This is a genomic window from Mesorhizobium sp. P2_E6 (assembly GCF_056403835.1).
Map to the genome: position 1 here is coordinate 196,889 of NZ_JBFUEQ010000001.1, position 14,346 is coordinate 211,234.

The window sequence follows — 14,346 nt, forward strand, 5'->3', positions numbered from 1 at the left end:
GCGCCATGAGCCAGAGTTCCATCCCCTACTTCTTCGTCTATGGCGAGCCGGTGCGGCCGCTCGATGTCGGCTTCCTGCATGTCGAGACGGTGCTTGCTCGCAGCAACATCCATCTCGGCGAGGTCGCCGCGCACAAGCATCCGCAGATGGGCCAGATCACCTACTGGACCGGTGGCTCAGGTACCTACCGCATTGAAGACCGCTCCTGGGACTTTTCGGCGCCCGCCGTCAGCTTCGTGCCAAGCAATGTCGTGCATGGCTTCTCGATCGGCCCCGGCACCGACGCCATCGTCGTTTCGGTTGCCGATGACGCGCTCGCCGCCATTGCCGGCCAGAGCTTGCTGCCGCTGGACAGGCCGGTGTTTACCGACGGCCCGCCGCACCATACCGCGTGGAAAAGGCTGGCGGCTGTGCTGGAGATGATCGCTGCCGAATACGCTGAGGCGCAAGCCGGCAACGACAAGGTGCTGCCGGCGATGATCGCCGTCGCGCTCTCCCACATCGCCCGCCTCGGTCCTGATGGGACCACCGCCACAACCTCTTCCGAGGCTTCGCTGGCACTGGGCCTGCGTCGGCTCGTCGACATGCATTTTCGCGACAACTGGCCGGTCGACCGCTATGTCGAGACGCTGGCCACGACACCGCATTTGCTCGACAAGGCCGCCCGCGCGGTGCTGGGCACCGGCGTCAAGCGGGTGGTCAGCGAGCGGCGATTGCTGGAGGCGAAGCGACTGCTGCTGTTCACAGTGCGCACGGTCGAGGACATCGCCTACGAGATCGGCTTTGACGACCCGGCCTATTTCTCAAGGGTCTTCCGCGAACGGATCGGCGAAGCGCCGGCCGCCTGGCGCCGCAAGCAGTTGCGGGGGCATTGAGCGGGTCACCTGGATGCGGGCCTTGCGGGAGGTTACGCCGGCGCGTCAGTCCGGGAGACCGGCCTTGCGGAAGCCATCGACGAAGTGCTCAAGCGTCGCTGCGTCGCGGAAGGGCTCTGTCGTGGCCCAGTGGCGGGTGGTGAAATGCGGGTTGCCGACGAGGAACAGTTCGACCTCCGCGCGCGCTTCGTCGAGCCGGCCGAGTTGCGCGAGGCTTGCCGCCAGGAAACGGCGTGAGCTTGTCCGATAGGTCTCGTCCCGGCGCAATGTCTCGACAGCGGCTTCGTAATCGCGGGCCGCATATTGCGCCGCGCCGAGCGTCAGATAGTACCAGCTTGGCGGAAACGGGTTCAGGCGGAACGCCTTGCGAATATGCTCGAGGGCCTCCTCGACCCGCCCGGCCAGCGCCGCGATGTCGGACAAAGCCGCCCAGGCGTCCGCCTCGTTCGGGTCGAGCTCGAACGCCTTGGCGAATTCCGCATCCGCCTCAGTGAAGCTGCGCTCATAGGCAAGCAGGTAAGCCAGGACCCAGCGGCAGCCGGCATCGTTGGGATCGATCGCCACGGCCTTGCGCGCCAGTTCCAGGGCAACGCTGCGGGAAGACTCACTTGGTCCGCCGGAATGCACCGATCCCATCCAATGGTTCATGGCAAGCCAGCGATAGGCCTCGGCATATTCGGGATCGAGCGCCACCGCGCGCGTCAGCATCAGATGCGCTTCCTGCGCCATCTGCGGCGAATCATCCATCAGCTTGCGCGCCCGCACGCAGAGATCGTAGGCCTCGAGATTTCTGGGTCGGTGGCGTGGCGGCGGTGCGCGCAACCGGCCGAGCAGCGCCTCCACGATCTTGGCCGTCACCTCGTCCTGGACGGCGAAGATGTCTTCCAGGCCGCGATCGAAGCGTTCCGCCCATAGATGATCGCCACTGACCGCGTCGACCAGCTGCGCGTTGATGCGCACGCGCCCCGAGGCGCGTCGGGCGCTGCCCTCCAGCAGATAGTGCACGCCAAGATCGCCAGCGATCTCACGCACGTCCATCGCCTTTCCCTTGTAGGCAAAGACCGAGTTGCGGGCGATGACGAACAGGCCGGATATCCTCGACAGGTCGGTGATCAGGTCTTCCGTCAACCCATCCGCGAAGGAGTCCTGCTCGGGATCGTTGCTGACATTGACGAAAGGCAGCACGGCTATCGATGGTTTGCCGGGTAGCGGCAAAGGTTTTCGCTTCGCGTCACCAAGCTGTTCGATGGGCCCCGTGAAGCGGTAGCCGACGCGTGGAACGGTGACGATCCATTCGCCGCCATCCCCAACCGGGCCAAGCAGCTTGCGCAGCTGCGCGATCTGAACGGTGAGATTACCTTCCTCGACCGCAGTGCCCGGCCATGCGGCGTCCATCAATTCGGCCTTGCTCAGGATGTCGCCGGGCCGTCCGACGAGCGCCGCGAGCAACTTGAGCCCGCGGTAGCCGACGGCAGCGGGCACATCGTTCCGAAGCAGCGTTCCCGCACCGGTATCAAGCACGAACGGACCAAAGGCGAAGCGTGATCCCTGCATAGGGCGCATCTATAGAGCAATTTCAGGAACAGTGTGAAACGGTTTTCCCGGGAAGAGCGCGTAGCGCTTTTCCTCAGGGAATTGCGTCAAAACAAAGAGTTTGGGCAGGTTGCCGGTTCCGTGAACCGGTGACCGGCTCTACCCATTTGGAACTTTTGAGAACTATTTGGGAAGGCTTAATTACGGCGCTGTCCGTAACCTGCAGAATTCGGCCTCTTTCAGGTCGAGGGCCTCTGGACCCTCAAACCATATGGAGGTTGTCATGACCAACATTCTTGAATTTGCCCCGCACAAGACAGCGCAGTCGGGAACGCCCGTGGCGCCAAAGGCGCGTCGGCATCTGACGACCCTGCAGAGCATTATTGCGAGCTGGCACGATCGGACCTGGCGCGAGCGGATCCGCTTTCGCTGGGAGCTTGCGCAAATGGCGAGGGACAATCCCTATCTGATCGACGATATCGGTCTGACGGACCGGCAGGTCGAGGCAGAGCTCGCCAAGCCGTTCTGGCAACGTTAGCGCGAAGGTTGCAAGGGCACCGGATCGCGGCCATGCCATTCGTCATGCTGGCGGCATTGGCTGGGCTGGCCAGCAGTTGTCGGGCGGCGCGGCATCGTCGGCGAACTTTTTATGCGCGGCTTCTGAAGCCGGCAGCGAATGATTGACCGGCAGCGAAGGACTGACAGCAATCGATCCGGACGGTTCAGGAATAGCAACCGCGTTCAATCCCGAGGCGGCGCACCAGCGCCAGCACGGCATCGATGGTGGGGGTCGGCTTGTCCGTTAGCCGGCCAAGTTCCTGCACCGCGCTGACCAGCGCGTCGATCTCCATCGGCCGGCCGCGTTCCAGGTCCTGCAGCATCGAGGTCTTGTGCTCGCCGACATCGCCGGCGCCCTTGATGCGCCGGTCGACGGCTATGGGAAAACGCACGCCGAGACTTTCGCCGATCGCCTGTGCCTCCAGCATCATGGTGCGGGCAAGCGTTCGGGTTGCCTCGTCGGCAACGATCGCCGCCAGCGTGCTGCCGGTCAGCGCCGAGATCGGGTTGAAGGAGAGATTGCCCCACAGCTTGACCCAGATTTCGCTGCGGATGTCGTCGCGGACCGGTACCTGCAGGCCTGCCTTGACCATCTCGTCGGCCAGAAGCGTGACCCGTTCGCTGCGCTCGCCGGAGGGTTCGCCAAGTGAGAAGCGTTTGCCCTCGACATGGCGGATCAGGCCGGGCGCGTCGACCTCGACGGCGGGATAGACGACCGAGCCGATGACCCGCTGCGGCCCGATCCGCTCCCAGATCTTGCCGCCGGGGTCCACCGCGTTCAACCGCGTGCCTTCCAGCGGCCCGCCGACGTCATGGAAATACCACCACGGCACGCCGTTCTGCATCGTGACGACGGCGGTGTCCGGCCCGAGCAGCGGCGCGATCTGATCGAGCGCAGGGGTGAGGGAGTGGGCCTTCAGCGCCAGTACCACATAATCCTGGGCGCCAAGCTCTTCTGCTCTGGCCGCGGCCCGAACAGAAGCCACCGATTCCTGGCCGTCTTCGATCAAGCGCAACCCATTTGCCTTGATCGCGTCGAGATGCGCGCCGCGCGCGACGATCGAAAGCTCGGTCCGGCCGGCCATGGCGAGCTTGGCGGCGAGATAGCCACCGATCGCGCCGGCGCCGAAGATGGTGATCTTCATCGTCAAAGTCCGAGTTTGGCGGCAAGCCCGATCCGTTGCAGCTTGCCGGTGGCGCCCTTGGGGATCTCGTCCAGGATCAGGATCTTGCGCGGCACCTTGAAGTCGGCGAGCCGCGTCGCCGCATAGCCGCGGATATCGCTCTCGTTGGCGGCCATGCCTTCGCGCAGCACCACCGCCGCCGCCACCTCCTCGCCGAGCTTGTCATGCGGCATGGCGAAGGTGACGACCTGCGCCACCGCCGGATGGTCCATCAACACGTCATCGACCTCCAGCGGCGAGATCTTCTCGCCGCCGCGGTTGATGATCTCCTTCAGCCGACCGGTGACGCGCAGATAGAAATCCTCGTCGAGCACGCCCTGGTCGCCTGTGTGGAACCAGCCATGCGCGAACGCCGTGGCGTTGGCGTCCGGGTTCTTCTCGTAGCCTGCCGTGACGTTGGGTCCGCGAATGACGATCTCGCCGGTTTCGCCGGCCTTGAGCAGCTGCCCGTCAGGCGCCATCACCGCCACCTCCGGTCCGGCGGAGGCGCCGACGCTGCCTGGCTTGCGGAGGCCTGGCGGCAGCCGGTTCGATGCCATCTGGTGCGCCGCCTCGGTCATCCCGTAGGATTCGATCACCGGGCAGCCGAAGGTCGCCTCCAGTTCGGCCATCACTTGTGCCGGCAGCGACGCCGAGGACGAGCGGATGAAGCGCAGACGCGCTGCCGCCAGCGCCTCGGCATTGCGTGCCGCCCGCGGCAGGATCGCCTGGTGCATGGTCGGCACCGCCGTGTACCAGCTCGGCCGCGCATCGCTCAGCCACTGGAAGAAGCGCAGCGCGTTGAAGCCCGGGGTGCAGTAAATGCTGCCGCCGGCAGCCAGAGAGGAGAGCACCGCCGCGATCAGGCCGTGAATGTGGAACAGCGGCATGATGTTGAGGCAGCGGTCATTGGCCGTCAGGCCGAGCGTGGCGCCGATATGGGCGGCCGAGGCCGCGATATTGGCATGGCTGAGCGGCACCAGCTTGGGTCGCGACGTGGTACCGGAGGTGTGCAGCAAAAGCGCGATGTCGCCATCCTGCGCCATCTCAGGCGCGGCTTGCGGCCCGATCGCAGGGCCCTCGATGGCAAAGCTTCCGGCCGGCGCGTCAGGCAAAGCGATAAGCCGAAGCACGCCGATGCCGAGCCGTTCGGCCACGGTCACCGCCGGCCCGCTCTCGTCCTGCGCAACGAGGATCGCCTTGGCGCCAATATCGGTCAGGTAGAAATCGAGCTCGTCCGCCCGGTAGGCCGGATTGAGCGGCGCCGTGGAGGCGGCTGCCGCCACCGCGACAAAGGCTGCGGCCATCTCCGGCCCGTTCGGCAGCACGATGGCCACCCTGTCGCCGCGGCCGATACCGCGCGCATGCAGCGCGGCTGCCGTGGCGGCGATCAATTCGCGCAGTCCGCGATGCGTCAGCGTGGTTCTTTCGGGCGCCGAAATCGCCGGCGCATCATCGGCGCCGGCGGCAAGACGGTGGGAAAGGTCTGCATCGTTTCCAGTGTGGGTCATGTCACCGCCTATGTTTCAAGCGACCGCTTACAAAGTCCAGCGGCGATTTCGGACACCGGGCCAATCGCCTCGGACCGATAGTCGACGTTAGCGCCGCCCCTCATCCGCCTGCCGGCACCTTCTCCCGTATAGAGACGGGGAGAAGAGGGAGCCGCACCCTCTGTGCATTTCTCGCAACGCTGGCGATTGGCGAAACCATCGATGAAAGCGTCTTTCTCCCCGTCACTATACGGGGAGAAATGCCCGGCAGGGCAATGAGGGGCTGCGCCAACACCCGGTGATGTAATCGCCCGACTCCGGACCACGCCACCATTTTGCCGATCATTTCAATACCCAAGCGCCAAACCATCCTTGCGCGGATCGGAGGCGCCGGTTAGCGTTCCCTTCTCCCAGTCGATCAGCACCACTTGCCCGCCGCCCAGCGGGTGATGCGGCTCGGCCACGCGATGGCCGCGCCGGCGCAGGCCCTCGATTGCTTCGGCGGGCACGTTGCGTTCGGCCTCCACGGTATCATCATTGTAGAATACCCGAGGCGCATCCAGCGCTTGCTGCGGGTCCATGCCGAAATCGAGCATGTTGGTCAGCAGATGGACATGTCCGAACGGCTGGTAGCCGCCGCCCATGACGCCGAACGGCATCACCACGCGGCCATTCCTGGTTGCCATGCCGGGCATGATCGTATGCATCGGCCGCTTGCCGGGCGCGATGGCATTCGGATGAGCCGGGTCGAGGCGGAAGCTCGAGCCACGGTTCTGTAGCACGACACCGGTCTTCGGCCCGACAACGCCGCTGCCGAACGAATAATAGGTCGAGTTGATGAAGGAGACCGCGTTCCGGTCGCGGTCGACGATGGAGATGTAAACCGTGTCGCTGCCTGGCAGGTCCAGGCGCGGCAGGTGCGTCATGGCACGCTCGCCGTCGATCTCGGCACGCAGCCGGTCGGCATAGGCGCTGGACAGGAGTTGTGCCACCGGCACCGGGACATGATCCTGGTCGCCGACGAAGCGGTCGCGGTCGCGATAGGCCAGCCGCCCCGCCTCGATCTCCAGATGCAGGCGCTCGGCGCCGTTGGGGTCGAGCCCGCCGAGCTTGAAACCAGACAGCACGTTCAACATCAAAAGCGCCGTCAGCCCCTGATTGTTCGGCGGCATCTGGTGGATGTCGTGGCCGCCATAGGAGGTGCTGACCGGCGCCACATAGTCGCCCCTGGTCGCTGCGAAATCCTCGGTCGAATGCAGTCCGCCCAATTCATTGAGCCGACGCACGATATCGTCGGCAACAGCGCCTTCGTAGAATCCGGCGCGGCCATGTTTGGCGACTATCCGCAACGTGGCGGCGAGTTCCGGTTGCCGGTGGACATCGCCGGCCTTCGGTGCCTTGCCGCCGGGCAGGAAGATGCGCGCGGCATGCTCGTCGGCCGACAGATCAGTCTCCGGTTCGGCCCAGTCGAAGGCGACGCGGTCATGCACGACATATCCATTCTCGGCATAGTGGATGGCTGGCGCCAGCGCCTCGGCAAGGCCCTTGCGGCCATGGTCCTCCAGCAACCGGGCCCAGGCGTCGACGGCACCCGGCACGGTGACCGCATGCGGTCCCTGCAGCGGGATGCAGTTGAAGCCTTTTTCCAGATACCAGTCGACCGTTGCCTTGGCCGGGGCGCGGCCGGAGCCATTGAAGGCCAGCACGTCGCCTTGTCCCGCAGGGCAGTAGAGCACGAAACAATCGCCACCGATGCCGGTCGACTGCGGCTCGACGACCGCCTGCACGGCGGCGGCGCAGACGGCGGCATCCATGGCGTTGCCGCCGGAGCGCAGCATCTCGATTGCGGCAAGCGTCGAAAGCGGGTGCGACGTTGCGGCAACCGCTTCCGTGGCACGGACCGGCGAGCGGCCGGGAAACTGAAAATCACGCATTCTGTCTGGATATCCCATGGTCACTTGAATCAATTCCTGCGCCCGAACATCTGCCCAACCGACAACAGGACGACCGACAGCACGATCAGGCAGGTCGAGATGGCGGCGATCGTCGGGTCGATCTGGTCGCGCAGCGCGTTGAACATGCGGCGCGTCAATGTCGTCGTATCGCCGCCCGATATGAACAGCGAAACCACCACTTCGTCGAAGGAGGTGATGAAGGCGAACAGCGCGCCCGAGACGATCGAGAAGCGGATCTGCGGCATTGTCACCTGCCAGAACGCGGCGACCCGTCCGGCACCCAGGCTGCGCGCCACCCGCTCCTGGTTCATGTCATAGGAGCGCAAGCCCGACAGCACCGTCAGCACCACCAGCGGCAAGGCCTGCACGGTATGCGCGATGACCAGGCCGGTCAGCGTGTTGTTGAGCCCGATCCGCGCATAGAGGAAGAAAGTGCCGATGCCGATCAGGATCACCGGAACGATCAGCGACGCCGTCAGCAGCGCGTTGATGGTGCCGTTGAAGCGCAGCGTGCCGCGGTTGATCGCATAGGCGGCGGCGGTGCCGAGCGGCGTTGCCACCAATGTCGTCATGATCGCCACCTTGACCGAGACGATCGTCGCGTCGCGCCACTCCAGCGACTGGAAATAGGTCTGGTACCAGCGCAGCGACCATTGCTGCGGCGGGAATTGCAGCAGCGTCGAATCCGAAAACGACATGATGACGATGATGATCGACGGCGCGATCAGGAACAACAGCACGAGGCCGCCGAGGGCGTAGAGCCACAGACGTTGCCGGTGCGAGATCGGCAGGCCGATATCCTCGCTCATCGCGAACTCCATACGCCAGTGGCGCGCGCGCCGAGCAGCCATTGGAACAGGCCGAGAAGCGCCAGCGTGACCACCAGCAGCACCACGCCGAGGGCCGCTCCGGCTCCCCAGTTCGAGTAGAGGCTGGTGGTCTGTTCCATGCGCATTGCCCACATGATCACCTTGCCGCCGCCCATCAGCGCCGGGGTGACGAAGAACCCCAGGCAAAGCACGAAGACGATGACCACGCCCGAGGCAAGCCCGGGCAGCGACAGCGGGAAGAAGATCTGCCGGAAGGTGGCGACCGGACCGGCGCCAAGGTTCATCCCGGCGCGCAGGCAATCGCCGTCTATGGTCTTCATCGAGGCGTAGAGCGGCAGCACCAGGAACGGCAACAAGATGTGCGTCATGCCGATGACGACACCCGACAGATTGTTGGCGAGCGACAGCGGCTGGCTGATGACGCCGAGGTCGATTAGCCAGCTGTTGATCAGGCCCTTGCGCTGCAGGATCACCAGCCAGGCATAGGTGCGCACCAGGACCGAAGTCCAGAACGGCAGGATGACGAAGATCAGGCAGATCGAGGCTGCCCGGCGCGGCAGTTGCGACAGCATGTAGGCCAGGGGATAGCCGAGCAGGACGCAGGCGCCGGTGACGATGAAGGCGACCTTGAAGGTGGTGACGAAGGTCTTGATGTAGGAGGCCTGCTCGAAGAAGCGCGCATAATTGGCGGTGCTGAGGACGCCGGCCTCGTCGAACAGCGACAGCCAGAACAGCCAGCCGATCGGCACCACGATGATGGCAAAGACCAGGAACAGGCTTGGCGACAGCAGCGCCAGCAGCCGCAGCGACTCGCGCCGGGCGTCGGCCCGCAACGACTGCGCATTCAGATCGCCGGCAGATGCGTGGAAGGCGGATTGCGCGCTCATCAATCTGATGCCACCAGGATCGTGTCCTGCGCGTCGAGGCCGAGGTTGATCGGCTGGCCGGGAGCCGGCATTCTGGCCAGCACGTCGCTGCGGCAATAGTCGCGCAGCGTCAGCTGGCGGCCGTCGCGCAGCGCCGCGTAGCAGACGAAGCTGTCGCCCTGGTAGATGATGTCACCGACCGTCGCTGTGATCACATTGACGCCGCTTTGCGGCTCGGCATTTGCCAGCAGCCGCAACTTTTCCGGCCGCACCACCATCAGGTGTTGGCCCGATGCAGGCGCCGGCGCCGCGGTATGGATTCTCCTGTCCTCGTACCAGACCGAACCATTGCGGCATTCGACGGGAATGAAGTTCGATTCGCCGATGAAGCCGGCTACAAACCGCGTCTGCGGCGTGGCGTAGAGGGTTTCTGGTCTGTCGAGCTGTTCGATGCGCCCGCCATTCATCACCGCGATGCGGTCCGACATGGTGATGGCTTCGCGCTGGTCATGCGTGACATAGACGGTGGTCATGCCAAGCCGGCGATGCAGGCTGCGCAGCTCGATCTGCATATGCTCGCGCAGGCCCTTGTCGAGTGCCGACAAGGGCTCGTCCATGAGCACGATGCGCGGCTCGAAGACGATGGCGCGCGCCAGCGCCACGCGCTGGCGTTGGCCGCCGGAGAGCTGGTTGACCCGGCGCTCGCCCAGGCCCTGCAGCTTGACCAGATCCAGCGCCTTCTCGACGCGCTCGGCCGTCTCGGTGCTGGCGACGCCGCGCTGCTTCAGCGGAAAGGCGATGTTGTGGAAGACGTTCATATGCGGAAACAGCGCGTAGTTCTGGAACACCATGCCGATGTTGCGCTTGTGCGGCGGCGTGGTGATGATCTCGTCGTCGCCGACCTTGATGCTGCCGGCATTGGCGCGCACAAAGCCGGCCAGGATCATCAGCAGCGTCGTCTTGCCGGATCCGGAAGGCCCCAGCAGCGTCAGGAACTCGCCGGCTTCGACATCGAGGTTGAGGTCGCGCAGCACCGCTACGCTGCCAAATCGTTTCTCGATCCGGCGCATGCTGATCGGCAGCGCGGATGGCGCAATGGACAAGATCATCGTCTCCTGAACTGAGGCGGCAGAGCAGGGCGAGCGGTTGCGCCGCCCTGCCGTGGTTTGGGTTCTGGCCAGGGCCTATTGCTGGACCAGATTGTTGAACTTTTCCGTCGCCTCGACCAGAGTGTCGCGCCAGAATTCGGCGTCCTGCAGCACCTGCTTCTTGACGTTTTCGGGCGCCGAATTGATGTCCTTGATCCTCTCCTGCGGGATCTTGCCGGTCTCGAAGGCCTTTTCGTTCACCGGCCCGTTGTCGACATAGAGCGGCAGATTGGCCTGCAATTGCGGGCTGACGAACATCGCCAGCGCCTTCATGGCGGCTTCCTTGTTCTTGGCGCCCTTGGGAATGACCATGCAGTCAGCGGTCAGGACACCCTGGTCGAACGAGAAGCTGACCGGCGCGCCTTCCTTCTTCAAGGTGCCGGCGCGGCCGTTCCAGATGCTCGCCATGTCGACTTCGCCGTCCTTGACCAACTGCATGGCCTGGGCACCGGAGGTCCACCAGGCATCGACATGGCCACGGATCTTGTCGACGGATTTCAGCGCGCCGTCTATATCGACCGGATAGACCTTGTCGATCGGAATGCCCTCGGCCAGTGCCGCGACGCTCAGCGTCTCCGTCGCCTGGCTGCCACTCAGCGCGCGCCGTCCCGGAAACTTCTCGACATTCCAGAAGTCGGCCCAGGTCTTCGGGCCTTTGTCGCCGAAAACATCGGTCCGGTAGATGAGCACGACCGAGGTGTAGGAAATGCCGACCCAGTCGTCATGGACCAGCTTCGGGTTGATGCCGCTCTTGTCGATGATGCCGTAGTCGAGTTTTTCGAACAGGCCTTCCTTCGAGCCGCGTGCGCATTCGTCGGCGCCAAGCTCGGTGATGTCCCATTTGACGGCATTGCCGGTGACCTGCAGCCGCACGTCGTCGAGGCCGTTGGTGGTGTCTTCCTTGATGGTGATGCCGAGCGCATCGGCGGTCGGCTTGAAGAACGCCTTGGTCTGCGCCTCCTGGTAGGTGCCGCCCCATGAGGCGACGGTGATGGTATCGCCCGCCATGGCGGGGGCTGCGAGCGACGCCATGAGAGCGGCAACCGCAACAACGCTAACGTTTCTGGTCATGTTCATTTTCGGCTCTCCAACCGGTGTTCCCATTGTTTTTGATTTCGCATGCTATCTTGTATACAATTTTGAGTGTAGCCTAGCGATCGGTGATGTCAACACCGTCCGGCGCGATCGAATTCAGGCGTGTCGAGCAGGGCAAAGATGGAAAGAGACGGCCTCGCTGGGGCGTGGCAAATTACGCCGACTGCGACTACAGCTGTGCGTGTCCCGGCTGAAAGACCGGAGAACTGGGGACGAAACCTTGGCCAAGGAAACCAAAAATACGCTACGCGACTCGGTCTATTCCTCGCTCAAGGCGATGATCGTGACCGGCCAGATTCCACCGGGCTCGCGCGTCACCGAAAGCGACATCGCCGCGAAGCTGAATGTCAGCCGCACGCCGGTGCGCGAGGCCTTCAACCGCCTCGAGCGCGATGGCCTGGTCACCGGCAGGCCGCGCCAGGGCTATGTCGTCACCGAATTCGACATCAGCATGTTCCGCGAGGCCTTCGAGATCCGCGAACTGCTCGACGGCCACGCGACAGAGTTGGCCGCGGCCGTGGCGACGGAGCAGGACAAGGCGCGGTTGCGCGCCATTCTGACTGAGTGCGAGCGGCTGGCCGCCATACCGGATCGCACCACCAGGGAAAAATTCCAGGAGCTCGAGGCCGGCATCGACCTGCATCGCGTCATCGCGCAGATCAGCGGCAATGTCATGCTGCACGGCATGCTGTGCGGCATCCTCGACAAGTGTCAGCACTATGTCTGGACGGAGCTCTTGTGGCTGGACGAATGGAAGATCGCCCGCGACGAGCATGCCGAAATCGTCGACGCGATCTGCGCCGGCGATGCCAGCCGGGCCGGCACGCTGGCGCGCGCCCATGTGCGGGGATCCCGCGACAACGTGCTGCGCCTGCTGCAGGCCAAATCGGACTACCAGAGTTTCCTGGCCAAGGCGTCTTGAACACGCCGGCTAACGGGATGAAGCGCCTGGCAGGCTTTCATTGGCACGCCCGAAGAAGTTCGAACCCCTTAGCGGCCGGCGCCTATCATGGGCTGAGCTCTATGCGCAGCGGCCGGACCTGCGGCCGGCCAACGATAACGGGCGGAGGGGTACAGCCGGCGAGGCCGGCTGCATTCGGCCGCTGGAATGCCATGTCAGCCAGTCGCGTCCTGGTTTTCCAAATAGGCACGAGATGCCAGTGGCTCCTACTTAGCGACGAATATGGATCAGGCTGGCGTCCCCGCCGATCGAAGTGGACCGCTAGGCCTTCGTTGACTGCTGCCAATACAGCGCACCGCTCAAGCTGATCGTCCGACAGCTCGCAATCAGGGACTTTATCTCGAACTGACTGAACTGCCGAAAAGGTCGAGATGATGCGTCCGGGAGCAGAGGAGTCGATATATCCGGCGATAGCGTCAGTGACGTCATCGGGAACAAGAAAGTTGAATTGGCGCGACGTGGTGGAAGCTACGATCCGATTTAGCATTTCGCCTGCTGAAAGCCCCAACGGATACTATCCGCTGCGGATGGTATATCAGCAAGAACTAATGGGCATCGGTCGGGTGTTATGCACCGAATTCTAATTGAACCTGTCGAAAGACACGCTGCCTCGTTCCGGCGAAGCGCCTTTGACCCTTCAGCCCTTGCGTTCCTGCAGGCTGTTGCCGCCGTCGACCACCAGCAGCGCGCCATTGACGTAGCTGGCGCCTTCCGATGCCAGGAACACGACCGCTGCGGCCACTTCATCCGGCCGGCCGGCCCGCGCTGGCGGCGTATGCAGGGCCGCGGTCCGCTCCATCTCGCTCGACGAACCCGTTTCGATCCAGCCGGGGGCCACGGCGTTGGCGGTGATACCGCTTTTCGCCACTTCGAGCGCCAGCGTGCGGGTCAGGCCGACCATTCCGGCCTTGGCGGCGGAATAGGCGGCGGTGCCTTCGAAGGACACCAGCGGCCCGGTGACCGACGCCACGTTGACGATACGCCCATAGCCCGCTTCGACCATCGCCGGCAGGAACGCCCGGGTCACCAGAAACGCTGTCTTCAGGCTGACGTCGATCCCTTGGTCCCAGTCGGCCTCGGTCATGGAGAGGAACGCCTTGTCGACCGAGGGCGATGCCAGCGAGCCCATGCCGGCATTGTTGACCAGGATGTCGATGGTGCCGGCGCTTGCCCGCAGCCGCTCGACATCGGCGGCGACAGTGAGATCGGCGACCACGGCAGTGGCATCGATGCCCTCGGCACGAAGCTCGGCGGCGCGATCGAGCACACGCGCGCTGGCGCCGGTGAGGACAACGGCATGGCCGGCATGGCCGAGCTGCCGGGCAATAGCAAAGCCGATGCCGTCGGACGCACCGGCCCCGGTGATCAACGCACGCTTGATGCTGGCAGGGGACATGGTCAAATCAGCCTCCGATGGTCGCAATCAAAGCACCATAGTCGATGAATGGATTTGGCGCGCCGGAGGAGATGAAACTGGTACTGCTGTGTTGTTTGGCGCCTATCAGTTCTAATAGGCTCGGCCATTGCACAGAATGTTGGCGCACCAGTCGCCGGCCGCTGCGCGAACGGCAGATTCCAACCGGAGGCTCAAATGTCAGTTGTCGAGGAAGAAGCTTCGCCCGCGGTCCCCTCACATCCAGAGGAAATCAAGTCGGTATTCGACCTGCGCTTGGGCAAGCATGTTACCTTGCAGGGCAGTGCCAGGATAACGCCGGCAGGCGTGATCAGCGCCGGCATCGCGGTCGCCGTGATGACGCTGGCGATGGGCTATCTTGCCTCGTCGACCAGGCGTCGCAGGCAATAGGCGAGACCCAGCTGACGCACCGGCCGAAAGGAAATTGGGCGCCGCTATATCATTGCTGCGCCTGTTGG

At 64.2% G+C, this 14,346-nt stretch carries 13 protein-coding genes; 4 read left to right on the top strand and 9 right to left on the bottom strand.

The genetic code is table 11. The features are described from left to right. Positions 1–5: 5 nt before the first annotated feature. Positions 6–875, top strand: coding sequence for a helix-turn-helix domain-containing protein (locus tag AC1D08_RS00920; protein WP_457151097.1), 870 nt, complete (start codon positions 6–8; stop codon positions 873–875). A 45-nt stretch (positions 876–920) separates the two neighbouring features. Here the strand turns inward: AC1D08_RS00920 and AC1D08_RS00925 are convergent, their stop codons facing one another. Beyond that, entirely contained in the window at positions 921–2,438 is a 1,518-nt protein-coding gene (locus AC1D08_RS00925; protein ID WP_457151098.1) for a winged helix-turn-helix domain-containing tetratricopeptide repeat protein, read from the bottom strand. Positions 2,439–2,691: 253 nt separating this feature from the next. Here AC1D08_RS00925 and AC1D08_RS00930 point away from each other — a divergent pair, with 253 nt between their 5' ends. Further along, positions 2,692–2,946 carry a DUF1127 domain-containing protein gene (locus tag AC1D08_RS00930; protein WP_457151099.1) on the top strand — a complete coding sequence of 85 codons (255 nt, stop codon included), beginning with the start codon at positions 2,692–2,694 and terminating at the stop codon, positions 2,944–2,946. A gap of 184 nt (positions 2,947–3,130) precedes the next feature. Here AC1D08_RS00930 and AC1D08_RS00935 read toward each other — a convergent pair whose 3' ends face one another. The 7 genes from AC1D08_RS00935 to AC1D08_RS00965 all read right to left on the bottom strand — a co-directional run bounded on the left by AC1D08_RS00935 (position 3,131) and on the right by AC1D08_RS00965 (position 11,495). Then, positions 3,131–4,111, bottom strand: a complete 981-nt coding sequence (locus AC1D08_RS00935; protein WP_457151100.1) for a 2-dehydropantoate 2-reductase — start codon at positions 4,109–4,111, stop codon at positions 3,131–3,133. Positions 4,112–4,113: 2 nt separating this feature from the next. Further along, on the bottom strand, positions 4,114–5,640 hold the full coding sequence (locus tag AC1D08_RS00940; RefSeq protein ID WP_457151101.1) for an acyl--CoA ligase: 1,527 nt from the start codon (positions 5,638–5,640) through the stop codon (positions 4,114–4,116). Positions 5,641–5,966: 326 nt separating this feature from the next. Then, a complete protein-coding gene (ggt, locus tag AC1D08_RS00945) occupies positions 5,967–7,553 on the bottom strand; it encodes a gamma-glutamyltransferase (RefSeq protein WP_457151102.1) in 1,587 nt (528 codons plus the stop codon). A gap of 29 nt (positions 7,554–7,582) precedes the next feature. Next, positions 7,583–8,383 (bottom strand): ABC transporter permease, encoded by an 801-nt coding sequence (locus AC1D08_RS00950; RefSeq protein WP_457151103.1) that lies wholly within the window; start codon positions 8,381–8,383, stop codon positions 7,583–7,585. After that, positions 8,380–9,291 (bottom strand): ABC transporter permease, encoded by a 912-nt coding sequence (locus AC1D08_RS00955; RefSeq protein ID WP_457151104.1) that lies wholly within the window; start codon positions 9,289–9,291, stop codon positions 8,380–8,382. The genes AC1D08_RS00950 and AC1D08_RS00955 overlap by 4 nt, the downstream gene beginning before the upstream one ends. Beyond that, entirely contained in the window at positions 9,291–10,373 is a 1,083-nt protein-coding gene (locus AC1D08_RS00960; protein ID WP_457151108.1) for an ABC transporter ATP-binding protein, read from the bottom strand. Before AC1D08_RS00960 ends, AC1D08_RS00955 begins: the two co-directional genes overlap by 1 nt. A gap of 81 nt (positions 10,374–10,454) precedes the next feature. After that, a complete protein-coding gene (locus tag AC1D08_RS00965; RefSeq protein ID WP_477393179.1) occupies positions 10,455–11,495 on the bottom strand; it encodes an ABC transporter substrate-binding protein in 1,041 nt (346 codons plus the stop codon). A 238-nt stretch (positions 11,496–11,733) separates the two neighbouring features. On the opposite strand from AC1D08_RS00965, the gene AC1D08_RS00970 reads away from it, so the two are divergent. Then, positions 11,734–12,435: a GntR family transcriptional regulator gene (locus AC1D08_RS00970; protein WP_095083584.1), complete on the top strand. Its 702-nt coding sequence runs from the start codon at positions 11,734–11,736 to the stop codon at positions 12,433–12,435. 676 nt (positions 12,436–13,111) lie between these two features. Here the strand turns inward: AC1D08_RS00970 and AC1D08_RS00975 are convergent. Further along, entirely contained in the window at positions 13,112–13,870 is a 759-nt protein-coding gene (locus AC1D08_RS00975) for an SDR family NAD(P)-dependent oxidoreductase (RefSeq protein WP_457151106.1), read from the bottom strand. 195 nt (positions 13,871–14,065) lie between these two features. Here AC1D08_RS00975 and AC1D08_RS00980 point away from each other — a divergent pair, with 195 nt between their 5' ends. After that, a complete protein-coding gene (locus AC1D08_RS00980) occupies positions 14,066–14,278 on the top strand; it encodes a hypothetical protein (protein WP_095084346.1) in 213 nt (70 codons plus the stop codon). Positions 14,279–14,346 lie beyond the last annotated feature (68 nt).

Excerpts from the sequence above, each read along its gene's own strand:
- AC1D08_RS00940 (WP_457151101.1), bottom strand. The coding sequence starts at position 5,640 with ATGACCCACACTGGAAACGATGCAGACCTTTCCCACCGTCTTGCCGCC.
- AC1D08_RS00925 (WP_457151098.1), bottom strand. The coding sequence starts at position 2,438 with ATGCGCCCTATGCAGGGATCACGCTTCGCCTTTGGTCCGTTCGTGCTT.
- AC1D08_RS00920 (WP_457151097.1), top strand. The coding sequence starts at position 6 with ATGAGCCAGAGTTCCATCCCCTACTTCTTCGTCTATGGCGAGCCGGTG.
- AC1D08_RS00935 (WP_457151100.1), bottom strand. The coding sequence starts at position 4,111 with ATGAAGATCACCATCTTCGGCGCCGGCGCGATCGGTGGCTATCTCGCC.
- AC1D08_RS00965 (WP_477393179.1), bottom strand. The coding sequence starts at position 11,495 with ATGAACATGACCAGAAACGTTAGCGTTGTTGCGGTTGCCGCTCTCATG.
- AC1D08_RS00950 (WP_457151103.1), bottom strand. The coding sequence starts at position 8,383 with ATGAGCGAGGATATCGGCCTGCCGATCTCGCACCGGCAACGTCTGTGG.
- ggt (WP_457151102.1), bottom strand. The coding sequence starts at position 7,553 with ATGCGTGATTTTCAGTTTCCCGGCCGCTCGCCGGTCCGTGCCACGGAA.
- AC1D08_RS00955 (WP_457151104.1), bottom strand. The coding sequence starts at position 9,291 with ATGAGCGCGCAATCCGCCTTCCACGCATCTGCCGGCGATCTGAATGCG.
- AC1D08_RS00930 (WP_457151099.1), top strand. The coding sequence starts at position 2,692 with ATGACCAACATTCTTGAATTTGCCCCGCACAAGACAGCGCAGTCGGGA.
- AC1D08_RS00980 (WP_095084346.1), top strand. The coding sequence starts at position 14,066 with ATGTCAGTTGTCGAGGAAGAAGCTTCGCCCGCGGTCCCCTCACATCCA.
- AC1D08_RS00975 (WP_457151106.1), bottom strand. The coding sequence starts at position 13,870 with ATGTCCCCTGCCAGCATCAAGCGTGCGTTGATCACCGGGGCCGGTGCG.